General features: G+C 75.9%; 21 protein-coding genes and 1 pseudogene. 6 read left to right on the plus strand and 16 right to left on the minus strand.

Annotated features, from left to right (window positions below; genetic code table 11):
• Window positions 1-208 precede the first annotated feature (208 nt).
• The gene (locus ACFVVU_RS35135) at window positions 209-739 is read right to left on the minus strand and encodes a universal stress protein (protein WP_380682583.1); all 531 of its coding nucleotides are present in this window, start codon (window positions 737-739) and stop codon (window positions 209-211) included.
• A 121-nt stretch (window positions 740-860) separates the two neighbouring features.
• On the opposite strand from ACFVVU_RS35135, the pseudogene ACFVVU_RS35140 reads away from it, so the two are divergent.
• A pseudogene (locus ACFVVU_RS35140) lies at window positions 861-1,127 on the plus strand (DUF4291 family protein); the annotation flags it as partial.
• Between the two features lie 23 nt (window positions 1,128-1,150).
• Here ACFVVU_RS35140 and ACFVVU_RS35145 read toward each other — a convergent pair.
• On the minus strand, window positions 1,151-1,474 hold the full coding sequence (locus ACFVVU_RS35145; RefSeq protein WP_387793956.1) for a hypothetical protein: 324 nt from the start codon (window positions 1,472-1,474) through the stop codon (window positions 1,151-1,153).
• A 61-nt stretch (window positions 1,475-1,535) separates the two neighbouring features.
• Here ACFVVU_RS35145 and ACFVVU_RS35150 point away from each other — a divergent pair, with 61 nt between their 5' ends.
• The gene (locus ACFVVU_RS35150) at window positions 1,536-2,201 is read left to right on the plus strand and encodes a rhomboid-like protein (RefSeq protein ID WP_387793957.1); all 666 of its coding nucleotides are present in this window, start codon (window positions 1,536-1,538) and stop codon (window positions 2,199-2,201) included.
• 19 nt (window positions 2,202-2,220) lie between these two features.
• Here ACFVVU_RS35150 and ACFVVU_RS35155 read toward each other — a convergent pair whose 3' ends face one another.
• The 7 genes from ACFVVU_RS35155 to ACFVVU_RS35185 all read right to left on the minus strand — a co-directional run bounded on the left by ACFVVU_RS35155 (window position 2,221) and on the right by ACFVVU_RS35185 (window position 13,473).
• Complete coding sequence (locus tag ACFVVU_RS35155) at window positions 2,221-2,871, minus strand: LuxR C-terminal-related transcriptional regulator (protein WP_387793958.1); 651 nt, start codon at window positions 2,869-2,871, stop codon at window positions 2,221-2,223.
• Window positions 2,835-4,259, minus strand: coding sequence for a sensor histidine kinase (locus tag ACFVVU_RS35160; protein ID WP_387793959.1), 1,425 nt, complete (start codon window positions 4,257-4,259; stop codon window positions 2,835-2,837). The genes ACFVVU_RS35155 and ACFVVU_RS35160 overlap by 37 nt, the downstream gene beginning before the upstream one ends.
• A 70-nt stretch (window positions 4,260-4,329) precedes the next feature.
• A complete protein-coding gene (locus ACFVVU_RS35165) occupies window positions 4,330-6,327 on the minus strand; it encodes a hypothetical protein (protein ID WP_387793960.1) in 1,998 nt (665 codons plus the stop codon).
• A complete protein-coding gene (locus tag ACFVVU_RS35170; RefSeq protein WP_387793994.1) occupies window positions 6,312-7,046 on the minus strand; it encodes an ABC transporter ATP-binding protein in 735 nt (244 codons plus the stop codon). The genes ACFVVU_RS35165 and ACFVVU_RS35170 overlap by 16 nt, the downstream gene beginning before the upstream one ends.
• A gap of 462 nt (window positions 7,047-7,508) precedes the next feature.
• Entirely contained in the window at window positions 7,509-10,244 is a 2,736-nt protein-coding gene (locus ACFVVU_RS35175; RefSeq protein WP_387793961.1) for a DUF6493 family protein, read from the minus strand.
• Window positions 10,245-10,498: 254 nt separating this feature from the next.
• Window positions 10,499-11,932, minus strand: coding sequence for an amino acid permease (locus ACFVVU_RS35180; RefSeq protein WP_380682605.1), 1,434 nt, complete (start codon window positions 11,930-11,932; stop codon window positions 10,499-10,501).
• A gap of 260 nt (window positions 11,933-12,192) precedes the next feature.
• Window positions 12,193-13,473 carry a pyroglutamyl peptidase gene (locus ACFVVU_RS35185; protein WP_387793962.1) on the minus strand — a complete coding sequence of 427 codons (1,281 nt, stop codon included), beginning with the start codon at window positions 13,471-13,473 and terminating at the stop codon, window positions 12,193-12,195.
• A 184-nt stretch (window positions 13,474-13,657) separates the two neighbouring features.
• Between ACFVVU_RS35185 and ACFVVU_RS35190 the strand changes: the two genes are divergently transcribed.
• Window positions 13,658-14,269, plus strand: a complete 612-nt coding sequence (locus ACFVVU_RS35190) for a TIGR03086 family metal-binding protein (RefSeq protein ID WP_380682592.1) — start codon at window positions 13,658-13,660, stop codon at window positions 14,267-14,269.
• 201 nt (window positions 14,270-14,470) lie between these two features.
• Here ACFVVU_RS35190 and ACFVVU_RS35195 read toward each other — a convergent pair whose 3' ends face one another.
• The 3 genes from ACFVVU_RS35195 to ACFVVU_RS35205 are packed head-to-tail and all read right to left on the minus strand — an operon-like array spanning window position 14,471 to window position 16,693.
• Complete coding sequence (locus ACFVVU_RS35195) at window positions 14,471-15,343, minus strand: ABC transporter permease (RefSeq protein WP_380682594.1); 873 nt, start codon at window positions 15,341-15,343, stop codon at window positions 14,471-14,473.
• Complete coding sequence (locus ACFVVU_RS35200) at window positions 15,303-16,184, minus strand: ATP-binding cassette domain-containing protein (protein WP_387793963.1); 882 nt, start codon at window positions 16,182-16,184, stop codon at window positions 15,303-15,305. Before ACFVVU_RS35200 ends, ACFVVU_RS35195 begins: the two co-directional genes overlap by 41 nt.
• Window positions 16,181-16,693, minus strand: a complete 513-nt coding sequence (locus ACFVVU_RS35205) for a MarR family winged helix-turn-helix transcriptional regulator (protein ID WP_380682596.1) — start codon at window positions 16,691-16,693, stop codon at window positions 16,181-16,183. Before ACFVVU_RS35205 ends, ACFVVU_RS35200 begins: the two co-directional genes overlap by 4 nt.
• Window positions 16,694-16,853: 160 nt before the next feature.
• Here ACFVVU_RS35205 and ACFVVU_RS35210 point away from each other — a divergent pair, with 160 nt between their 5' ends.
• On the plus strand, window positions 16,854-18,059 hold the full coding sequence (locus ACFVVU_RS35210; protein WP_387793964.1) for an MFS transporter: 1,206 nt from the start codon (window positions 16,854-16,856) through the stop codon (window positions 18,057-18,059).
• Here the strand turns inward: ACFVVU_RS35210 and ACFVVU_RS35215 are convergent.
• Window positions 18,043-18,360: a hypothetical protein gene (locus ACFVVU_RS35215; RefSeq protein WP_380682598.1), complete on the minus strand. Its 318-nt coding sequence runs from the start codon at window positions 18,358-18,360 to the stop codon at window positions 18,043-18,045. The genes ACFVVU_RS35210 and ACFVVU_RS35215 overlap by 17 nt on opposite strands.
• A 217-nt stretch (window positions 18,361-18,577) precedes the next feature.
• Here ACFVVU_RS35215 and ACFVVU_RS35220 point away from each other — a divergent pair, with 217 nt between their 5' ends.
• Both ACFVVU_RS35220 and ACFVVU_RS35225 read left to right on the plus strand, forming a co-directional pair.
• Entirely contained in the window at window positions 18,578-19,273 is a 696-nt protein-coding gene (locus tag ACFVVU_RS35220; protein WP_380682599.1) for a hypothetical protein, read from the plus strand.
• A complete protein-coding gene (locus ACFVVU_RS35225; RefSeq protein WP_387793965.1) occupies window positions 19,270-20,526 on the plus strand; it encodes a nucleotidyl transferase AbiEii/AbiGii toxin family protein in 1,257 nt (418 codons plus the stop codon). The genes ACFVVU_RS35220 and ACFVVU_RS35225 overlap by 4 nt, the downstream gene beginning before the upstream one ends.
• A 119-nt stretch (window positions 20,527-20,645) precedes the next feature.
• Here ACFVVU_RS35225 and ACFVVU_RS35230 read toward each other — a convergent pair whose 3' ends face one another.
• From ACFVVU_RS35230 to ACFVVU_RS35240, 3 genes are all read right to left on the minus strand, one after another.
• Entirely contained in the window at window positions 20,646-20,918 is a 273-nt protein-coding gene (locus ACFVVU_RS35230) for a DUF6457 domain-containing protein (RefSeq protein ID WP_380682602.1), read from the minus strand.
• 297 nt (window positions 20,919-21,215) lie between these two features.
• Complete coding sequence (locus tag ACFVVU_RS35235) at window positions 21,216-21,683, minus strand: hypothetical protein (protein WP_387793966.1); 468 nt, start codon at window positions 21,681-21,683, stop codon at window positions 21,216-21,218.
• 289 nt (window positions 21,684-21,972) lie between these two features.
• On the minus strand, window positions 21,973-22,556 hold a 584-nt coding region (locus ACFVVU_RS35240; protein WP_387793967.1), incomplete at its 5' end, for a CARDB domain-containing protein.

Below are 22,556 nucleotides of genomic sequence, written 5' to 3' on the forward strand. Positions count from 1 at the left end.
GTATAAGAGACAGGCACCGGACCGCGCGGCGGGGGGGGGCGGGAGCCCGGCCCCCGCGCCCCCCCCCCGCCCCCCGTGGGGGCGGGGGTCCGGGCCGGGGCGCCCCCCCGCCGGGGGGCCGGGGGGGGGGCGGGCCCCCCCCGCGGTTCCGTGTGCGGGGCCGGGTGTGCCGCCGGGGCCCCCGCACGACTCACGCGGCTCACGCGGCTCAGGCCGCGACGAGGTCCGCGAGCTCGCGCAGGTCCACGCCGCGGCGCAGGGCGCGCAGGTCGTCCTGGAGGTCGGACGGCGGGACGGCCAGCACGGTGCAGCGGGCGTGGGTGAGGCAGTAGCGGCTCACCGATCCGCCCTGGAACAGGCGGCGCACCGTGGTGCGCAGGGCGCCGTGCCGGCCCGCGCCGACCACCAGCAGGTCGTCCGGCCGGTCGGCCAGCGAGGTCAGCACCGGGCCGACCTCGCCGCGCACCACCTGGGGCTCCACCCGGATGCCGGCCGGGAGCCCGCCGAACGCCTCGTCCAGGGCCTGCTCCAGGCGCGCGTCGGCCATGCCCTGCCAGGCGCGGAGCAGCGGCGGGCAGGGGCGCAGTCGGTAGTTGTACTCGCCGCCGGCGGGCGTCCAGGCCAGTACCGGCACCAGAACGGCGCCCCGGTCGCGTGCCTCGTCCGCCGCCCGGTGCAGGGCGGTCAGGCTGTGCAACGATCCGCTGACTCCGACGATGACGCGCGCGCCGTCCGACATGATCCTTCACTTTCCGGTGTTCGATTCGCTGAATGCTTATGGATTATGGTTCCACAGGGCGCGAAGGCCTGCAAATCGAAGGCTTTCACTGTATATGACCTTGCATCGCGCGACCCGTCCACGGGCGCCCGCCCGGGTGCAGTGGGACCCCGAGCGCGACCTGCACCTGCGGCCGCTGCCCCACCGCTCGCGGCAGCTCGGACTGGCGGGCGAGGCGGCGCGGCGGTACGCGGACGAGTGGACGGTGTCCGTCACCGACGTCACGCCGCTCGTACGGCGGATCCACGGCCATCTGCGCGACGGCGAGCCGGAGGCCGCGCGGCTGCTGCTGCCCGACGAGCGGCCGTACCCGGTGGCGGACGGCCTGCCGGCCCACGTCGGCGGGTGACCGGCCGCCGACGCGGCATACGATCAGGGCGTGTCCAAGTCTCGTGATTGCTCGTCAACGACCGCCACGGCCGCCCGCACGCCCGGGTGGGCGGCGTGTTCCAAGGACTCCCTGCTGTCCATCGGGTCGGTGGGATCGGTCCTGTCCATCGGGTCGGTCGGGTCGGTGCTCTCGATCGGGTCGGCCGGCAGCTTCCTGTCCATCGGCTCGGCCGGATCGGCGGCCTCCGTGCTGTCGGCCGGATCGTGGCTGAGCGTCGGCTCGCTGCTCTCCGCGAACTCGCGCTGGTCGGTGCTGTCCTGGCGCTCCCGGGGCGGGGTGCTGGCCGCCGGTGCGGTGGTGCTCACCGTGGGCACGGTGCTGACCCGCGGGGCGCGGACGCCGCGCCGCGGCCGGTAGGGCCCCGGCGTGGGTGCGCGGCTGCTGCGCAATCCGGCGTTCTGGTACGTGAGCGCGCTGGCCGCGATGTGGCCGGTGCTGCGGCTGCTGCCGGCCGAGCGGGTGCTGGCGCTGCGCGAGTGGGCGTCGACCGACCTGGACAATCTGCGCCCCTGGCCGGACGGCCACCCGGTCGGCTCGCTGACGGTGTCGGCGTTCGTCCCGCAGGACACCGTCTGGATCTGGCCGGTGTTCGCGCTGTCCGTCTTCGCGGTGGTCGGGGCGCTCGGCGGCCGGCGGGCGGTGGCGCTGCTGGCCCTGGTACACGTGGTGGCGACCGCGCTGACCGAGGGTCTGGTCCGTTGGCGGATCGACCACGGCGCGCTGCCGCCCGAGGCGGCGCACGCCCTGGACACCGGCCCCTCCTACGTGGTGGTCGCGGCGCTGGCGGTGGCGGCCTGTCGGGCCCGCCCGGTGTGGTCGCGGGCACTCTGGCTGCTGATGCTCGCGGTGGCGGCGCCCACCCTGCTCGGCGGTGTCACGGACGGCGAGGTCGCCGCCGTGGGACACCTGGTCTCGCTCCTGGCGGGACTCGCCGTCGCGGTCGCGCACCGGCTGGGCCTGCGCCCGGTCGCCCGCCGCGGCGCCACCCCGTCGGCGCCGCGTCGGGCCACGGACCGCGTGCCGTCGAACTGAGGTCGCGAGCGAACGCGTGTCACCGCGTGCCGTCGAGGTAGGCGAGGACGGCGAGCACCCGGCGGTTGTCGTCGTCGGAGGCGCCGAGGCCCAGCTTCGCGAAGATGCTGGAGGTGTGCTTGCTGACCGCGCCCTCGCTGAAGTGCAGCCGCTGGGCGATGGCGGTGTTCGAGCGCCCCTCGGCCATCATCGTCAGCACCTCCCGCTCGCGCGGGGTGAGCAGCGCCAGCGGCCGGTCGTCGGCGTTGCGGGCGAGCAGCCGGGTGATCACCTGCGGGTCCATCACGGTGCCGCCGGAGGCGACGGTGCGCAGCGCGTCCATGAACTGCGCGGCGTTGGCCACCCGGTCCTTGAGCAGGTAGCCGACCGCCCCGGCGCCGTCGGCGATCAGTTCCCGCGCGTACAGCTGCTCGACGTGCTGGGAGAGCACCAGGACCGGCAGGCCCGGCCGGGCGCGGCGGGCGGCGAGGGCGACCTGGAGGCCCTCGTCGGTGAAGGTGGGCGGCAGCCGGACGTCGACCACCGCGACGTCCGGGCGGTGCTCGGCCAGCGCGGCGGCGAGCTCGGGGCCGCTGCCCACCGCCGCGACGATCTCGTGCCCGTGGGCGGTGAGCAGGAGGGACAGGCCGTCCCTCAGGAGGTAGAGGTCCTCGGCGAGGACAACGCGCACGGTAGCTCCATGGTCAGCCGGGTCGGCCCGCCCGGGGGGCTGATCAGCGTGAGCGTACCGTCGAACGCGGCGAGCCTGCGCTGGATGCCCCTCAGTCCGGAGCCCCGGCCGGGGTCGGCGCCGCCCCGGCCGTCGTCGGTGACCTCGGCGCGCAGCAGGCCGTCCACGTGGAGCAGCTCCACCGCGGCGTGCCGCGCGCCGGCGTGCTTGACCGCGTTGGTCAGGGCCTCGCTGACCGCGTAGTAGACCGCCGACTCGACCGGGGGCTCGGCCCGGCCGGGCAGCTCGGCCCGCACGTCGACGCGCAGCGGCACGTCCAGGGCCAGGGCGCGCAGCCCCTCGGCCAGGCCGCGCTCGGCGAGTACCGGCGGGTGGATGCCGCGGACCAGGTCGCGCAGTTCCTGGAGGGCCTGGGTGACGTTCTCCTGTGCCTCCGTCACCACCGTCCTCGCCCGGGCCGGGTCGCGGTCGATCAGCGCGGCGACCGCGCCCAGCCGCAGGCTCACCGCGACCAGCCGGGCCTGGGCGCCGTCGTGCAGGTCGCGCTCGATCCGGCGCAGCTCGGCGGCCTGCGCCTCGGTGGCGTCCAGCCGGGTCTCGGTCAGCTGCTCGACCCGCAGGGCGAGGCGGGAGCGCTCGGTGGGGCCGAGCAGCGCGTGCGTCCAGCGGCCGTGCAGGCGCAGCGCCGGCCGGGCCAGCGCCGGGCCGGCGGCGGCACCCGCGAGGCCGAGGGCGAGGGTGAGGGCGGGGGTGAGGGCGGGGACGGGCCGGCCGTCGAACAGGGCCCGGAGCGGACCGGGCTCTGGGCCGAGGTCCGGGCCGAGGTCCGGGCCGGGCAGCGGCAGGACGGTGCCCGCGAGGGCGTACAGGCCGACGCCGAGCAGCAGCGGCGGGGTGGCGGCGAGCACCCCGCCGACCACCGGGTTCAGCACCACCCAGAGCACGTCGCGCCAGGTCGCCGGATCCTTCCAGAGCCAGCGGATGTTGCGGGCGACGCTCGCGAACCAGCGGTTCTTGTGGTAGTCGTGGCCGGTCCAGAACCAGCCGTGCAAGGTGCGTTCGAGCCCCGGGCGCGGCAGGTACGGCGGTGGCACCGGCACCCCCGACCAGCGGCCGGCGTAGGCCCGGGCGAGGCCGGTGGCCGCGCGGGCGAGCCGGGTGGTGAGGGGGAACAGGACGAAGATCCCGAGGCCGAACCAGAGCACGAAGCTGCCGACGACGACCACCAGCAGCGCCAGTTCGGCGGGGACGACCGCCGTCAGCACCAGCAGCCGGCCGAGGGCGACGACGCGGCTCGGCCGGTCGGTGTGGCTGGGCCGGTCTTTGTCGCTGGGCCGGTCTTTGTCGCTGGGCCGGTCGGCGCGGGCGGCGGGGAGCGTGCGGTTCACCGGGCCTCCGGTCGCTGGTCGGTCGTCCTGTGCGGGTGCGGCCCCGCCCGGGTGACGGTCCGTCGCCCCGTCATGATCCCAGCTCCGCCGACGGGGCCCGGCGGTCGGGGCGGCCGGTGCGGTCGGTGTAGTCGGTGCGGTCGAGGCGGTCCGGCTGCTCGGGCCGGTTCAGCCGGTACGCCGTCCGCAGGCAGAACGCGCCGAGCAGGGCGAACGCCAGCGCCAGCGGTATCCCGAGCGCCCGGGGCAGGTAGAGCACGAGGAACCAGCTGCGCACGGAGGGCGCGAACAGCGACAGGGCGAGCGCCACCAGCCCCTGCGGCGCGATCAGCAGGATGCCGCCGGTGGTCAGCAGGCCGACCGCCGCCGAGCGTCCGCGGGAGAGTCCGGCCGCCGCCGGAACGGCACCCCTCGTGTCCGCCGCCCCCGCAGGCCTCGCGGACTCCGGGGTGCGGCGCAGCCCCTTCCGCAGCACGTCCAGCAGCTCCGGGCCGCGCGCCTCCAGCCGGCGCCCGGCCGCGCGGCCCAGCCCCCACGTGTACAGCGCGCCGGTGAGCAGGCCCGCCGGCACCCCGGCCCAGCGCAGCGGGGCGCTGGACAGCAGGGTGCCGGCCAGCACCACGCCGGCCGCGGGCAGCGCCGCGAGCAGTTGCAGCCAGAACGCCGCCAGGCCCTGGGCGCGGACGTGTTCGGCGCTCTCGTCGGCGAGGTCGTCCAGCGGGCCGCCGCCGGGGCGGTCGGGCGACGAGGCGGCGCCGAGCACCGCCAACAGCGGGATCAGCCCGGCCGCCGCGCCGAGCACGGCCGGCAGCACCGCGAACACCCACGGCCGGACGGCACCCGGGGTGACCGGGAGCGCGGCAAGCGTCAGCAGCACCGCCACCGGGGTGGTGACCAGCAGCCAGGCGGCCTGCCGGGCCCGGACGTCGGCCCGTTCCGCGCCCGGCACCACCAGCGTCAGCCAGAGCGCGCCCGCGTCCAGGCCGTACAGGTTGACGCAGAACGCTCCGGCGAACACCGCGGCGACCACCCCCGTCCACGGCAGTAGCTGGGCGAAGCCGTCGAGCAGTGGGAGCAGGCCGGTGAACACACCCGTCCAGAGCGCCGTCCGCAGGAACCGGGCCCGGCGCGGGTCGCGCCGCCAGAGCAGCAGTTCCTTGGCCAGGACCGCGCCCGCCGGGGTGTCGGGGAGCAGCCGGTTCCGCGCCCCGGGGCGGGCGGCGGACCGGTGGGGGCGGCCGGTGCGGCCGCGCACCAACTGCCGGGAGAGCAGCGCCGCCCAGGCCGCCAGCAGCAGCCCGCACACGGCGGCCAGGGCGCCGAGCGCGGCGGCGGCCGTCGGCCAGTCCGAGCGGCGGGCCGCGTCCACCGCGACCACCGCCCAGCCCGAGGGCAGCACCCGCACCGCGGTCCGCGCCCCGGCCGCCCAGTCACCGGTGCCGAGCCGGACCAGGAAGCCGATCGCGAACCACCCGGAGTTCAGGCCGGCCATCACCAGGCCGACCAGTAGCGCGGACAGCTCCCAGCCGAGGCGGAAGCGCAGCACCCCGCCCAGCGCCTGTGGGGTGAACTTCGCCAGCACCACCACGACGAGCAGCTGGAGCAGCACGGCGGGCACCGCGACCACCGCCGCCGCCGGCCCCTGGCGGACGCCGTAGGCGAGCAGCCCGCCGAAGGCCACCAGGGCGAGCACCGGGGTGACCCCGACAAAGGCGGCGCCGAGCAGCCCGACGGCCAGACTGCGCGGGCGCATCGGCACCATCGCGAACCAGGCCGGCCGCAGGGTGGAGTCGCCGCCGGTGACCAGCGGCCCGAGCGCCCACCCCAGGCTCCACAGCAGCTGGGCCAGCGCCAGGACGCCGAAACCGGCCTCCGGGGTGGCGTAGTCCGCGAAGCCGAGCAGCGCGGTGCCGACCGCCCCCGCCCCGCCGCACACCGTGCCGACGACCAGCCCGGCGGCGCGCGGGCCGGACATCGACCGCCGAAGGACGGTCGCCCTCATGCCGGTGAGCACGGTGATCGCCACACGGCCGCCCGCCGCCGGCGGAACCGTCAGGAGGCCAGCCATTCCAGCCCCTCCTTCCCCCCGGTCCGGGCGCCGACCAGCTCGACGAACACGTCCTCCAGAGCCCGCCCGCCCCGTACCTCGGCCACCGGCCCGGCGGTCGCCACCCGGCCCCGGGCGATCACCGCGACGTGGTCGCAGAGGCTCTCGACCAGGGCCATCACATGGCTGGAGAGCACCACCGAACCGCCCGCCGCGACGAACCGCTGCAGGATCGTGCGGACCGTCGCCGCCGACACCGGGTCGACCGCCTCGAAGGGCTCGTCCAGAACCAGTAGCCAGGGCGCGTGCAGCAGCGCGGTGGCCAGGCCGATCTTCTTGCGCATCCCGGTGGAGTAGTCGATCACCGCCGTCCGGGCCGCATCCGCCAGATCAAGCACGACCAGCAGCTCCTCGGTCCGGCTGTCCACCGTCCGCCCGTCCAGGCCGCGCAGCCGGCCCAGGTACCGCAGCAGTTCCCGGCCGGTCAGCCGCTCCGGCAGCGCCAGGCCGTCGGGCAGCACGCCGACCAGCGCCTTGGCCCGCAGCGGATCGGCCCACACGTCGACGCCGAACACCTCCGCCCGGCCCGCGTCCGGACGCAGCAACCCCACCGCCATCGACAGCGAGGTCGTCTTGCCCGCCCCGTTCGGCCCGACCAGCCCGTAGAACGATCCGCTCGGCACGGTCAGCTCCACCCCGTCCGCCGCCCGGTGGGACCCGAACCGCTTGCTCAGCCCCATCAGCCGCAGGGCCGGCACACCCTCGCCCTCCACCCGCACCGCTCCTCGCACCGCACCCTCCCGCCCGCACCCGGCCCACCCCCTCCGGGCGACCCGAGGCAACGCTAGGACGGACACGATCGAGGCGGAATCCACCCCGCCTCACTCTTCGGGGTGGGGCTGGACCCACCCCTACCCTGTACCTGCCATCCGGCCCCCGACCTGCGGCGCAGCACCCCGCCGCCGGCCGGGCCCCCGGACCGCTGCCGGCCAGTGGCCGGTACCGCTCCGCGGCGGGGACCACGCCCGGCAGCCGCCCCTCAGCGAGCGCCTGACGACGGGACCGACAGGACACCGCCCGGGTCCGCTTCGGCCCGGGGAGGGGCGGGCAGCGGTCACGGGCGCCGGCCGGCCCGACACACCGCCAACACACCCACCGGCGAACCGGACCGCGCGCATCCCGGACGGCCCCGGACGGCGCGGTCAGCGGGCGAGGACCCCGGCCAGGCGGGTCGCCTCCGCCCGGAGGCGGCGGGGCGCCGTGGGGGCGGTCAGGGCGTCGAGGGCTGGGACGGTGGTGCGGATGCCCTCGGCGGCCGCGCAGTCGGCGGCGAGGGTGAGGACGGCCGGCAGTCCGCGGCGCGCGGGGTCGGGTGCGAGGCCGGTGAGCATCGCGGTGAGCACGGCGAACACCTGCCGGCTCGCGCCGCTGCGGGCGGCGTCGGTGAGCACGGGCATGATCCGGTTCGGCTTGGCGACGGACAGCCGCCACAGCGCCGCCAGCCACTCGCCGAGCGCCTCCGGCCGCAGTCGGCCGCGGGCGACAAGCGCCAGCAGGGCGTCCAGGGCCGCGGTGCGGTGCTCGGCCCGGGCGGCGGTCATCCCGTAGGCGAGCAGGAGATGGCTCACCGGGCCCGGTTCGCCCGGGAGTTCCGCGAGCCGGGGCAACAGGGAGTCGGGTTCGCGGGGGCCGGGATCGGACACGTGGAGCGCCAGGGTGGGCAGGCCGTGCGCGGCGACGGTCTCCGGGTCCCAGGGCGCCAGCCAGGGCAGCTGGGCGAGCTGGCCGACCGACGTCGGGAACACGGCCGCGAACCACCCGATCCGGGTGGGGTCGGGCAGTGCGTGGAGCAGTCCGATCACCCCCTCGGACACGGCCGGGGCGGGGGCGAGCGGGGCGATGCGCGGGGCCGTCGGCGGGGTCCAGTCGTTCGGGTCGACCCGCTCGGGCCGGTCCGGGGGTTGGACGTGGAAGCCCTCGGGTGCGGGCGGCGGTGTGTCGGGCGGCAGGTCGCAGCCGAGTCCGGCCGCCGCCGCACGGACCGCCGGCAGCGCGGGCGGCGGCACCCGGAGCAGCGCCTGGGCCAGATCGGCGGGCCAGGGGCGGGCACCGGCCGCCCGGTGGGCCGCGAGCCGTTCGGTCAGCACGGACGGATCGAGGGTGCCGTCAGCGGCGGTGGGGGTGGCGAGGAGCACCGGTATCGGCGCGTCGGCGACGCCGCACGCCGCTTCGAAGATGCGGAGCGCGGGGATCAGGGCGGGGCCGCGGAACGGGTCCCGGAGGGCGAGCAGTTCGGCGCCGAGCGCGGCGGACCGGTGCTCGCGGCCGGTCAGGGCGTCGAGCAGGCAGCCCAGCGCGCCCCCGACGCTGCCGATGCCCGCGAGGAGGACCGGATCCCCGCCGCGGCCCCGGGCGAGCGGAGCGAGTGCGTCGGCGAGGGCCGCCCGGTCGCGGTGGTGCTCGGCGACCAGGGCGGCCAGCACCACCTCGAACTCCCCGGGGTCGGGCGTCCGGTCGGCCAGCACCGCGGACAGCCGCTCGGCGAGCTCGAACGGCCCGCCCGGCGCGGGCGGAAGGGCGGCGGGCCGACCGGGCCCCACCGCCACGGAGGGTTCGGCCGTCGCGGGCGCGGCGGCCAGCAGCTCGTGCGCGTCCGACCGCAGGGCGGGGCCGAGGGCGGTGGCGGCGGCGCGCACGGCCTCCGCCGTCGCCGGATCGGCGGCGTCGGGCAGGTGGCGGGCGACGAGGCGCAGGGCGCGTTCCTGGACCGCGGGCGCCGGGTGGGCGAAGGCCACGGCGAGGGCGGGCAGCAGCTCGTCGGCCCCGGCCGGGTCGCGGCGCAGCGCCGCGTCGGCCCAGCTCAGCTGGACGGTGGCGAGCGTCTTCTCCGGACGGGCCAGGATCCCGGCCGTCAGCTCGCTGAACAGCTCGGCGGCGAGCCGGGTGTCCACCGACCGCAGCGCCGCCTGGGCGGCCTTGGCGGCGGTCGGCGCGCCGTCGACGGCCAGCCGGACGTGGTCGCGGGCCCGGGCGGCGACCTCCTCCGGGTCGGGGGCCAGCTCCGCGTACAGCCGCAGGAAGCCGCGCAGGTTGCCGGGCCGGTCGCCGCGCAGCAGGCGGCCGAGGCAGCGGTCGATCAGCTCGGCGCGGTCGAGCACCCCCTCGCCCGCCAGGGCCGCGAGCGCCTTGGGCCACTCGTTGTCCGGTCCGAAGCGGGCGGCGTGGGGATCGGTGAACTCGGAGCCGACGTCCGGGAACTCGAACAGTCGGCGGACGAACTCGGCGAGCCTGGGCTGGGCGCGCAGCCAGGAGAGCAGCGTGTCGTGGTGCGGCACCGGCGGGCACAGGCCCTGATCGGCGAACCACTCGCCGATCTCCTGGTGGTCGTAGCGCATCAGGGTGCCCTCACGCAGCCAGCCGATCAGATAGCCGTCGGTGGCGGGAACCTCGGCGCCGGACCAGACGGCGAGGCCGTGGGTGATCAGCCAGCGGGAGACGTCGCCGCGCGCGGGCAGCCACTCGGCGAGCCGGACCGCCAGTTCACGCTGGAACGCCGCGCCGCGGTGCGGCAGCAGCAGGACCAGCAGGAGGTCCCGGGCGTCGGCATCGGTGGAGCCGCCGCCGGGCAGCGGCCGGGTGACGGAGAGCAGCCGGCGCGCGGTGAGCCAGTCCAGGGCCTCCGCCGGGGTGGCGGCGGAGAGGACCCCGGCGAACTGCAGGGCGGCGAGCTGGTCGTACGCGGCGGAGTAGCGCCGCGGGTCGCCCGAGGAGAGCTCGCGCAGCAGCTCGGTGCGGAGCCGGCGCAGCGGGGTGCGCAGATGGCTCAGCTCGTCGGCGGGCACGGTCGACAGCCGGTCGACCACCGCCTCCGGCACCCGTGAGGCGATGAGCGCGCTCACCTCGTCCCACTCGATCGTCCCGTTCGTGGGACCGGTCATGACGCCCTCCTCCGCCCGCTCCGGTTGGTGATCGCGAAGCTAGCGGATGGCGCTGACATCCGTACGGCCCCGCCGAGACGATCGCGTCGGCCGGGGGGCACCGGTCGGCACGGAGACGCCGGTCGGCCGGGAGGCGTCGGTCGGCGCGGGGGCGCTCGCCGCGGCCCCGGACGCCCTCCCCGCCCGACGCGCGCCCCGGGAACGTCGTGAGGCCCGCACCGGACGGCGCGGGCCTCGGCGTCGTGCCGTTGTCGTCAGGCCCGGCGGCGGGCGGTGCGGGCGGTGCGGACGGTGTGGACGAGGACGCCGACGAGCAGGAAGAGGACGCCCTGGTAGACGGCCTGGTAGCCGGCGCCGGCGACGAGCCAGGCGGAGAAGGCGAAGGCGCCGAGGGCGAGGGTGAGGTCGCGGACCAGGCGGGTCGGGGCGACCCGGTCGCGGTCGCCGGCCAGCAGCCAGCGGAGCTGGGCGGCGCTGGAGAGCAGGTAGGGGACGGTCGCCGTGAAGGTGGTGACCAGCACCAGGGTGTCGAAGGCGGCCTTGGCGCCGGAGGCGAAGTCGAGGACGGTGAGCAGCGAGGCGAGGGTGACGCCGGTCAGCACGCCGACGACCGGCACTCCGCGGCGTTCCTTGGCGAAGACGGCGGGGAACAGGCCGTCCTTGGCGGCGGCGTACGGGGCCTGGGCGGAGAGCAGGGTCCAGCCGTTGAGCGCGCCGGTCATCGAGACCAGGGCGGCGACGGCGACGGCCGTACCGCCCCAGGAGCCGCCGAAGACGGCGTTCACGGAGTCCGAGAACGGCGCGGCGGAGTGGATCAGCCGCTCGTGGGCGACGGTGCCGAAAACGGCGAGCGTGCCGAGCAGGTAGACGACGGCGGCGCCCGCGGTGCCGAGCACGCTGGCCCGGCCGACGTTGCGCTCCGGGTCGCGGACCTGGCCCGCGCTCATCGCGGCCGACTCCACACCGAGGTAGCTGAAGAGCAGGAGTGCGGCGGAGGCCGTCATCCCGCCGAGCCAGCCTTGGCCGGTCGCGTCGAAGGGGCCGAGGTTCGCCGGGTCGAAGGAGCAGAGCCCGGCCACCGCGACGATCGCCAGCGGAATGAACTTGAGGACAGTGGCCACGAGTTGGACGGCGCCCACGTACCGGGTGCCGGCCAGGTTGGCGAGCGCGGGCAGCCACTGGACGGCCAGCGCGCAGCCGAGGGCGAGCGCGGTGGAGTGGCCGACGGCCGGCCACAGCACGGCGAGGTAGCCGACGGCGGCGACGGCGAGCGCGGCGTTGCTGACCCAGGTGGTGATCCAGTAGGACCAGGCGGCCACGAATCCGGCGAAGTCGCCGAAGGCCTCGCGTGCGTAGACGTAGGGGCCGCCGGTGCGCGGGTCGCGGCGCGCCAGCCGTCCGAAGACCAGGGCCAGCGTGATGGCGCCGACGGTGAGCACGGCGAAGGCGAGCAGGCTGACCGTCCCGTACGGGGCGACCGCGGCGGGGATCATGAAGATGCCGCCGCCGATGATGTTGCCCATCACCAGGGCGGTCGCGGTCGGCAGGCCGAAGCGGCGGACGGCGGACCGGGGTGACGGCGCCGGGGGCGGGGACGACGGCCCGGGGGACGGCTGCCCGGGGAGCGGCTGCGCAGGGGACGGCTGCGCCGTGGGTGCCTGCCGGGTCACGGCCGGGCTGGTCTGCATGAGGGTGTGGTGCCTTTCTGGTCCTGCTCGCTCGGTGGAGCGCAGGCCCATGCTCATGCAGTGGACACCTTGTACCAAATCGGCGGTATTTGTCCTCCAGGGCGCCCCGCGAACCGGAAAACCTCCGGTCGCGCGACGGCGGGGCGGGCACTCGTCCGGCACCCCTCGGCGGGGAATACCGGCGACGCCGGGGATGCCGAGGGTGCCGGCCGGGGGGCATGGCGCCGGAGCCCGGACCTCGGCCCCGCCGCGTCTCCTCGTCAGCGCACCGAGTGCCGCAGGATCTCCAGCACCTCGCCGCCGATGGCGGCCTCGTTCTGCTCGAAGACCGGCCCGGTGAGCTCGTCCGTCCGCTCCGGAAGGCCGGTCAGCACGGGGGTGTGCAGATGGCCGCCGGGCAGTTGCGGGGCGAGTTCCAGGCGCAGCCGGTTGCTGCGGTAGGCGACCTCGTTGGAGAGGTAGCCCCCGCCGCCGCCCGCGACCGCGCGGGAGCCGGGGGTCGGGCCGTCCGCCCGGTCGACGGGAGCGGTCGCCCCGGCGGGGATCTCGGTGACGGTGGTGTTCAGCTTGACCGGGAACGGCTGCTGAACGGCCGCCATCGGCCCGGCGGGCAGGCTGGTGGCGATGAACTCCGCGCCGGGGCCGAGCCCGGGGGCCGTGACGGGGTGATCGCGGGTGCCGCCGGAGAGCACGCCGGCGTTGTCGGGGTAGGGGTCGGCGGAGCGGGCGCGGCCGGCCCAGGCCTCCAGGGTGAAGAGTCCGGGGTAGCCCTGGCTGATGGTGGTGATCTGGTCGGCCGAGCGGTGGCCGGGGGCGAGCCGGGGGCCGAAGGCGCGCTCGGCGATGCCCCGGTCGAAGTCGCCGTAGCGGACCGGGAACACCACCGCCTGGATCTCGGCGGGGGTGCCGTCGGTGAGGGTGATCCGCCGTCCGTCGAGCTGCAGGACCGCCGAGCCCGAGGGGTTGGCGCGGCGCGGCTCGGCGTCCAGACCGAAGGGGTCGAAACCGCTCACGAGGATCCGGCGCACCCCGGGGCGGGCACCGAAGCCGCTGTCGGCCAGGCCGCGCGAGGCGTCCTCGAAGCGCTGCCGCAGGGCCGCCGCGTCGACGGCGAAGTCCGGCTGCCAGCGGGCGAGTTGGACGGTCATGGCAACCCTTGTCCAGTACAGCGGACGGTCGTCGGCGGCCGGCAGGTCGCCGCCGGGGCGACGGCTCTGGGCACGGTCGACGCCGGCCCGCCAGAGCGCCTCGCCCCAGGCGTCGACGATCCGGCCCGCCCCCGCGGCGCCGCGCGCGCCGCAGAGCGCGGCGGGGAAGCGGCGGACGAAGTCGCCGAGGCCCCCGCGTTCAGTGAGGGCGACGGTCCGCGGATCCGCGGTGCGCGCCTGCTCCCGGTCGAGCGGCGCGGAGTCGACGGTCCGACAGGACGGTCGGGCCGGCTGCGCGGTGGCGGCGGTGGCCGCGGTGGCGGGGAGGACGGTGGCGGCGAGAGCGCCGATGAGGGTCGCGGTGAGGGCGAGCCGGCGCCGGGCGGTCGTCATGGCGTGGACACTACAGTCGCGCCCCCGCGCTTCACCAGAGCGCCTCATCGACGCCACGTTCGGTGACGGCGGGCGGCGCCGGTGGACGGAGATCCCCGGCAGAACGGGTTCCCACTCCCCCTGGCGGGTCACACGCCGTAGCGGTTTACTGGGAGTGAGCAGGGCAGGAGACGGAGGCCCGGCGATGGATTGTCCCCACCCACCCGGATTCCACGCCGAGGTCCGCGCACAGTACGCGGCCGCCGGAGCCGAAACGGCCCGGCTGCTGCGCTCGGTGTCCGAGGACCTCTGGACGGCGCCGACCCCGTGCCGCGACTGGGACGTGCGCACGCTGGTCAACCATCTGGCGGCCCAGCACCTGTGGGTGTGCCAGGCGGTCGCCGGCTACACCCCGGAGCAGCTCGGCCACCGCTTCGAGGGCGATGTGCTCGGCCGCAACCCGCTGGGCGTGTGGACGATGGCTGTGCAGAGCGCCCTGCGCGCGCTCAACCGCCCCGGAGCGCCCGACTTCCTGGTGCGCCTGCCGTACGGCCTTCGGGACGCCGGCGGGTACGCCCGGGAGCTGACCGCCGAGACCGTCGTGCACGGCTGGGACCTCTCCCGGGCGCTGGGCGAACGCGGGCGGATGCCGCCCGGCGCCGCCCGGTACGCGCTCGCCGAGTTCCGCGGCTACCGCGACCTGGCCGGCTCCGGCCGGTTCGACCCGCCGCGCGCCGCACCGCCGGGCGCCGACGCCGAGGACCTCCTGCTGGCCCTCACCGGCCGCGACCCGGCGTGGTCGGCCGACCGGATCTGATCCACCGGACCCGGTGGCCGACCGCTCCCGCCGATCGGCCCGCCTGCCGCGCCGCCGTCGCGGCGAGCGCGGCGGGCTCGTGGCAGCCGTCACCGCCCGCTACGTCGTGTACGTCGTGCGCAACCCCGCGAAGCTCTCCGGCCCCACCCGCGCGGCCCCGATCACCCGCCGACCCGCCGACCCGCGGCGGCCACCCGGTGATCACCGCGCGAGGCGGCCGAGCAGGGCGGAGGAGGCCGCGATGCCGAGGACCGTCGCCAGTACGAGCACGCCGAAGTCCAGCAGCAGGTGCGAGGGCGTGCCGATCAGCAGCCCGCGCAGCGCGTCCACCTGGTAGCTGAGCGGGTTGGCCCGGCTGACCGCCTGCAGCCAGCCGGGCATCAGGTCCACCGGGTAGAGGGCGTTGGAGGCGAAGAACAACGGCATGGTGATCGCCTGACCGATGCCCATCAGCCGGTCGCGGGTCAGCACGATGCCGGCGATGGTCATCGACAGGCAGGAGAAGAAGGCCGAGCCGAGCACCACCACCGCCACCACGCCGAGCAGCCGCAGCGGGTTCCAGGTCAACGCGACCCCCAGCAGCGCCGCGAGCACCACCACCACGGCGGCCTGCAGCACCGCCTTCACCCCGGCGGCGAACGCCTTGCCGGTCACCAGCGCGGCCCGCGGGGTCGGGGTGACCAGCAGTTTGGTGAGGACGCCGGAGTCGCGCTCCCAGATGATCATGATGCCGTAGAAGATCGCGACGAACATCGCGGACTGGGCGATGATCCCGGGGGCCAGGTAGTCCAGGTACGGGATGCCCCCGGTCGGGATCGCCTTCAGCCGGGTGAAGGTCTGGCCGAAGATCAGCAGCCAGAGCGCGGGCTGGACCGCCCGGGTGTACACCTCGGTGCGGTCGTGGCGCAGCTTCTGCAGCTCCACCGCGCACATCGCCGCGACCCGGGCCGGCACCTGCCGCCAGCCGGTGCGGGCGGGCGGGGGCACCAGCAGCAGGCCGAGGTCGGGCGGGGCGGGCGCCGCCCCGGGCCCGTCAGCCGACGCGGTTGGCCGTGCGGCGGGTTCGGCGGACATCGTTGAAGTCTCCTTCCCCGCCCTCCCCCGGGCCGCCGCGGGAGAGCCCGTGGCCCGAGAAGTGGCGGAACACGTCGTCCAGCGAGGGGTCGGGCAGTCGCGGGTCCTGCTCGCGGACCCGGGCCTTCAGTTCACCGGGCGTGCCGAGCGCGCGGATCCGGCCGCGGTCCATCAGGGCGACCCGGTCGCAGTGGCGGTCGGCCTCGTCCATGTAGTGGGTGGTCACCAGCACCGTCATGCCGGTGGCCCGGCGGACGGCGTCGATCCGCTCCCAGACGCCGGCCCGGGCGATCGGGTCCAGGCCGATGGTGGGTTCGTCGAGCACGAGCAGCCGCGGCGCGCTGACCAGCGCCTGGGCCAGCTCCAGCCGGCGCACCATGCCGCCGGAGTAGGTGCCGGCCAGCCGGTCGGCGGCCTCCGTGAGGTCGACGGCGGCCAGCGCCTGGGCCACCCGGGCGGCCCGCTCGGCGCGCGGCACGTCGAAGACCCGGGCGAACAGGGAGACGTTCTCCCGCCCGGTCAGCCCGGCCTCGGCGGACAGCTGCTGCGGCACGTAGCCGAGCAGCCGACGGACCTCCACCCGCCGCCGGGCCGCGTCGTGGCCGAAGACCCGGACCATGCCGGAGCCGGTGGGCAGCAGGGTGGTGATCGCCCGGATCGTGGTGGTCTTGCCCGCCCCGTTGGGGCCGAGCAGGCCGAACACCTCGCCGGCCCGCACCGTCAGGTCGACGCCGTCGACGGCCCTGGTGCCCCCGCCCTTCCGCCGGCCGCGGTGGAAGGTGTACTCCAGGCCGCGGCAGACCACCGCCGCCACCGGCGCCTCGTCCGGTCCGTAGGTCATCGCCCGGCTCTCCCTCCGGCCGTCGGCACCCATCCCGGCTCGGCCGCCCGCCCGCGCAGGCCCGCCGCGACGCCGCGCAGCGCGGGCAGCGCCGCCGCCAGCGCCGCCCGGTCGTCCGCCGACAGCCCCGCCAGCACCTCGCCGACCAGCGCCTCGCGCCGGGCCCGCCAGGCCGCCAGTCGTTCGACGGCCTCGTCGGTGGCGTACAGCAGCGCCGCCCGGCGGTCGCCCGGGTCCACCTCGCGGCGCAGCAGGCCCAGCGCGACCAGCTGGTTGACCAGGGTGGACACCGAATTGCCGGCCAGGCACAGCTCCTCCGCGGCGTCCGAGACCCGCAGTCCGGGGAAGTCCGCGACCAGGCGCAGCAGTTCGACCTGCGCGCCGCGCAGCCTCGGTTCGCTCAGACCCTCGCGCAACCGGCGTCGCACCAGGCGCTGGATGCCGGCGAGGAGGGTGGAGAACTCCTCGCCCAGCGCGGTGTCGGACGTGTCCGGGGCGGCCGCACTCATGGTCCGATTTTACCTCTCAGTGAGAGCCACCCGTCCAGGGCAGGCCGGAGCGAACCGGCCTCCGGAACGGTTGACGTCCGATTCTCGCCAGCCCAACCCCCCGTCCGCTTGGTGGACTTCGGGCACCGATCACCCGCCGCGCCCGGACAGGAACGCCGCCATGCCCCGCACCGCCGCCGTCACCTCGCGACCCCTGCCGGAGCCCCGGTCCCGGACCGGCGGGTGGCCCGCCGTCCTCGCCGTCACCGCGGGTGTCTTCGCCATCGTCACCACCGAGATCCTGCCCGTCGGCCTGCTCACCCCGATGGGCGCCACCTTCCGGATCTCCGACGGCACCGCCGGGCTGACGATGACCCTGCCCGGGCTGGTCGCCGCGGTGGCCGCGCCGGTGGTCACCGTGGCGACCCGCCGCGCCGACCGCCGCACCGTGCTCCGCGCCCTCCTGCTGCTGCTGGCCCTCGCCGACCTGCTGAACGCCTTCGCCCCGGTCTACGCGGCCGTGCTGGTGGCCCGGGTCGCGCTCGGCCTGGTCATCGGCGCCTTCTGGTCGATCGGCTCGGGACTCGCCCCGCGTCTGGTCGCACCGCACCGGCAGGCCCGCGCCAACACGGTGATCTTCACCGCCGTCCCGCTCGGCTCCGTCCTCGGCGTCCCGGCCGGCGTCCTGCTCGGCTCGCTCGCCGGCTGGCGCGCGGCCTTCGCCGCGATGGGCGTGCTCACCCTGCTGGTCCTGGCCGCCCTGTCGCTCTGCCTGCCCCCGCTGGCCCCGCCGGCCACCACCACCGGCCTCGGTGTCCTGCGCGGACTGCTCACCGGCCGGGGCACCCGCACCGGCCTGCTGGTGACGTTCCTGATCGTCCTCGCCCACTTCGGCGGCTACACCTACGTCACGCCGTTCCTGGCCGAGGTCACCCACGCCGGACCGGCCGTGATCAGCGGTCTGCTGCTCGCCTACGGCGCCGCCGGCCTGCTCGGCAACCTGCTCGCCGGCCACCGCGCCGCCCGCACCCTGCGACCCGCGTTCACCACGGCCGCCGCCCTGCTCGCCGCCGCCACCCTGCTGCTGCCCGTCCTCGGCACCACCGGCCCCGGCGCCACCGTCCTGCTGCTGCTCTGGGGAGTCGCCTACGGCGCCGTCCCGGTCTGCTCCCTCAGCTGGTTCCTCGCCGCCGCCCCGCACGCCCCCGAGGCCGCCGGTGTGCTCTTCACCTCCTCCTTCCAGGCCACCATCGGCATCGCCGCCCTGCTCGGCGGCGCCGTCGTCGACCGCACCACCCCCTCCACCGTCCTGCTCCTGGCCGGCGCCACCGCCCTGCTCGCGGCCGTCACCGCGCTGCTGACCGCCCCCGCTACGACATCGCGATGAGCACGCCGGTGGGCAGCAGGGTCAGCCCGGCGCTCACCGGCCAGTACGCCCGGCCGCCGCCGGAGCGCCGTCGCAGACCCTGGTTGGCCAGCCACCAGAGCGCCGCGGACGCCAGCACGACCGGTCCGCCGAGGACCAGCCACGGCAGCGGGCCGTCGTTCTCCGTCGGCTCCCCCACCGTCCACCCCAGGGCCTCCAGCGGCCAGTTGACGGCGAAGTACCACAGCAGCCAGACCGGCACCACGGCCGGCACCCCCAACAGCAGGTTGACGACCGCGGCGACCGGCGAGTACGTACGCATCCGGCCAGTATCCCCGGTCGGCAGGCGCTCCCGGCCGGCCGGCACCGGGGGTGACTTCCTCCGCCGGGGGGCGAGACCGACGGCGGCTGCGGGCTCCCCCGGCTCACGGCCGACGAGGAGGCGCGGGCCTCCGCCGGCCACCCGCAGCCGGCCTGACGCACCGTCGGAGCACCGGACCCCCGGCAGCGTTGTCACAGGCCCCTGCAAGGATGCCGTCATGCTCGTCACCCGCACCGACCGCCACCCCGACGACGCCCCGGCCCTCCCCGGCCTGCGGGGTGACTTCGAGGTGCACCTCACCGTGCGACCGGGCGCCGCCGAGGCGCTGGCCGCCTGGGCCGCCGGCCACGGCCTGAAGTTCACCCACATCCTGCTCGACCGCGGCGAGTCGCCCTCCCAGCCGATGCTCACCCTGCGCGCCACCGGCGAGCTGGACGAGGTCGCCGCGACGGCCGCCCGAACAGCGCGGCGGCTGGCCGCGGCCGGGTTCGCCGTGCTGCGCACCAAGATCGAGGCCACTCCGTGGGCCCTGGGCGTCCCGGCCGAGGACGGCGACGCCGCCGCGCACGGCCCGGCCCGCTACTTCGAGCACCACGTCAAACTGCTGCTGCCCGGGCCCGCCCCGGCGCCCGGCCTCGCCGAACTCGCCGTCCGGCACGGCGCCCACCTGTCGCACAATCCCCGCCGGGTGCGCGAGGACGGCCGCCGCGAGTGGTTCGTCACCCAGCGGTGCCGCCGGGTCGGCCTGGCCACCGCGGGCCACCGCCTGGAGGCACTGCTCACGGACCTCGCCGCCGACGGCCACCTGATCGCCTCCGTGGAACGCGAGTTCGTCGCCGTGGACAGCGACGAGGCGCTGGACGCGGGGTGGCTGACCGACCACGACCGCACCGCAGAAGGAGATCCCCGATGACCAAGGAGCAACCCCTCGCCTGGGAGGGCCTGGAGTACGGGCCGTGGCAGGGCCTGCTGCTGCCCGGACAGCCCCCGCCGGAGGACGTCCGGAAGGAGCGGGACCTGCCACGGTCCATCCGGCCGATCGACGACGAGGCGGTGCGCCAGCAGCCGGTCTTCGACCCCGCGCTCGCCGGCTACGCCCGGGCCCTGCGGCCCAGCGAACCCGTCTTCGACGACCCCCGGCTCGCCGAGCGCTGGCTCACCGCCCGCCGCGAGGCGCTGAGCACCGTCCTGTCCGCCGTCGCCGCCTCGCCGTGGGCGGAGCACCTCGTCCTGCGCGGCAGCTTCCTGCTGCGCGCCTGGTACGGCGAACAGGCCAGGGAGCCGGGCGATCTGGACTTCGTGGTGCAGCCGAGGGACTGGCTGCTGGAGGACGAGCGGACCGGCCGGATGCTCGCCGAGCTCGCCGCCGGCGCCGAGGCGCGCTCCGGCACGGTGCGGCTGCACGCCGACCGGGCCGTCGATGACGACATCTGGACGTACGGCCGGGTCCCCGGGCGCCGGCTGGTGCTGCCGTGGACGGCCCCCGACCTGCCCGGCGGCACCGTCCAGCTGGACTTCGTGTTCACCGAGCACCTGCCCGCCGCGCCGCGGCCCTGCGACCTGCCCGGCGTCGACGGCCCGCTGCTCGCCGCGACGCCGGAGCTCTCGCTCGCCTGGAAGATCCTCTGGCTGATCTTCGACTCCCACCCGCAGGGCAAGGACCTCTACGACGCCGTTCTGCTCTCGCGCACCGCCGAAATGTCCTACGACCTGCTGCGCGAGGTCTTCACCCGGTCCGATGCGGGCTACGCCCGGTGGCCGCTGCTCCCCGGGAGGATCGCCGAACTCGAAGCCGACTGGGAGGAGTTCGCCAAGGACTACCCCGACTTCACCGGACCGGTCGAGCAGTACCCGGCCGAACTGCTGGCCGGACTCGCCACCACCTTCGCGGGCCCCGGCGAGTACGCGCTGCGCGCGCGCTGGCTCGCACCCGTCATCGAGGGGCAACGGGAGGTCCTGGCCCGCGAGGGCATGCCCGCGGTCCAGCGCTGGCTGACCAATCACTACATGTACCCCGCCGACGCCCTGGTGCTCGTCACCGAGCTACTGGACGGCGACCTCGCCGCCGCCCGCCGCCTCCTGGGGGACCACGGCCACCCCAACCAGTACGCGCGCGGCCTGGCGGAGGCCGCCGAGCGCTTCGCCGCCGAACTGGCCGCCGGATAGCGGGCCGGGCCTCGGACCACGGCCGGACCGGTGAACGGAAGGGGCGTCACGGGCGCGCCCGGGCACGCCGCACGGGTGCGGCGTGCCCGGCCCGGCGGGGGCGGTAAGGATCAGCAGGGTCACACGGGCTGCAGGTCTTCGTGCCGTTCGATCGCCGTCCAGCGGTCGGCCAGCTCGGCGGCGTGGCGGTTGGCCTCCAGGACCGCCGCCTCGTCGCCGCCGGCACGGGCGGCCGCGTAGCCGACCAGGAACGCGGTCAGCGGGGCCGCGGGCCGGGCGACGCCGTGGGCGACGACCCTGGTCATGGCGAGCAGTTCGGTGATGTCGAGGTCGAGGTCGATGCCGAGGTCGGCCTTCACGGCGGCGAGCCACTCGGCGGTCCGGTCATGCATGGTGTCCTCCACGGGTTCCGGGCGGTGCGGGTCGGATGGTGCGGGACGCGCTGTGCATCGGACGGTGGGAGTCGGGTGAGTGGATGAGGCCAGGCCTGGCGCCGGGTGGGAACCCGGTGTTACAGGGGGCACCGGAGTCGCCCGCCCTCGTCCCGCTCTCCATGGGCCAAACACTAGAAGTCGGCAACCGCCCCGGACGGGGGCCGAAGGTCCCGCTTCCGCCCACCGACGGACCCGGATGCGCCCGGCGGATCCGGGCCCTGCGGTCCAGCGCTCAGGGACGGTCGACGGGGAGCGCTAGATGAAGGGACCGTCCAGGACCTCGAACGAGCAACGCTGCGAAACGACGTACTGCTTGGAGTAGCTGTTCGCCGTGTCGTGGATCGCCCGCGCCGACCACTCGTCCGGCCCCGGGTCCAGGTCGAGCACGAAGAAGCCGCCGGCGAAGCCGATCTTCAAACCGTCGGAGAGAACCTGCAGGGGGTACCGATGGGTCTCGGTGAGCCGATAGGCATCGATGCCGTGCATGGCGATCCTCACTAGCCTCCATTCGACCTGCTGGGCGCGCCCTCCTTCGCCTCCCGGACTCGTCTCCTCCATGGCCTGGACCTCCACCTCGACGGTCCGGCCGGCATTGCCGTCCCTCGGGAGGACGATGGAGATGCGGGAGACGACGCCGTCCTCGAATCCCAGGAACCTTTCGTGGAAGTCGGGAAGGGATTCCTCGGAGAGCTCGACTCCAGCCATTTCCTCGCCAGCTTCCATGGTCGCGGGTTCCGGCCCGGCGGCAATCCGGATTCCGGCTTCGAGCCATTGTGGACCAGCGCGCCGCAGCGGCCCCACCGGGCGGATCACCGGTGGGGCCGCTGCATCTGGAGCGGGAGCCCGGCCGTGCTCGGTCACCCGTTCCGCGCCCTGTCAGGACGGGAGCGCGGAGGGGGCCGTGCGACATCGCCGAAAAGGCCCCGGGGAGGCACCGCCCGACGCCGCCGGAGCGACGGCGACGGACCGGTTGCCGGACCCGGGTCGGCTATCGACCCGGATCGCCCGCCTGTCACGCGGCCTCGGCGAGGAAGCCGAAGTAGCGGAAGTGGTCCAGGTGGTCGATGTATTCGAGGTACTCAGGACGCTCGGACTCGTAGCCGTGGTGCGGCGGAGGCGGGCACTCCTCGACGGTGATGCAGAGCTCGACGGGCGGGCTCTGGACGGGCCGGCAGTCCGGGTCGAAGGCATTGGCCGTCGCCCGGTTGGTGACGTGCCCCTCCTTGGCGTCCTGCTCGGTGACCACGTAGCTGCCGGTGCAGGTCGTGCTCTGACCGGGAGCAAGGGTCGTCGCGGCGCAGCTGATGTCCGAGACCCGGTCGTCGCTGATGGTCAGGTCGGTCAGCGTGGTCGTGCCGGTGTTGGTGACCGTGTAGGTGTACGTGATCGTGTCACCGGGGTGCACCGGGCCGGGTGTATCGGCCTCCTTGGTCAACGACAGGCTCGACGTCACGCCCTTCACCGTCACCGTGGTCTGCGCCGGCGGGCTCTGGACGGGCCGGTCCTGCGGGTCCAGACCGTTGGCCGTGGCGTGGTTGGTCACGCTGCCGGCTGTGGCGTCGGCGGCCGTCACCACGTAGCTGCCGGAGCAGGTCG

This window comes from Kitasatospora sp. NPDC057965 (assembly GCF_042887135.1).
Lineage (GTDB): Bacteria > Actinomycetota > Actinomycetes > Streptomycetales > Streptomycetaceae > Kitasatospora.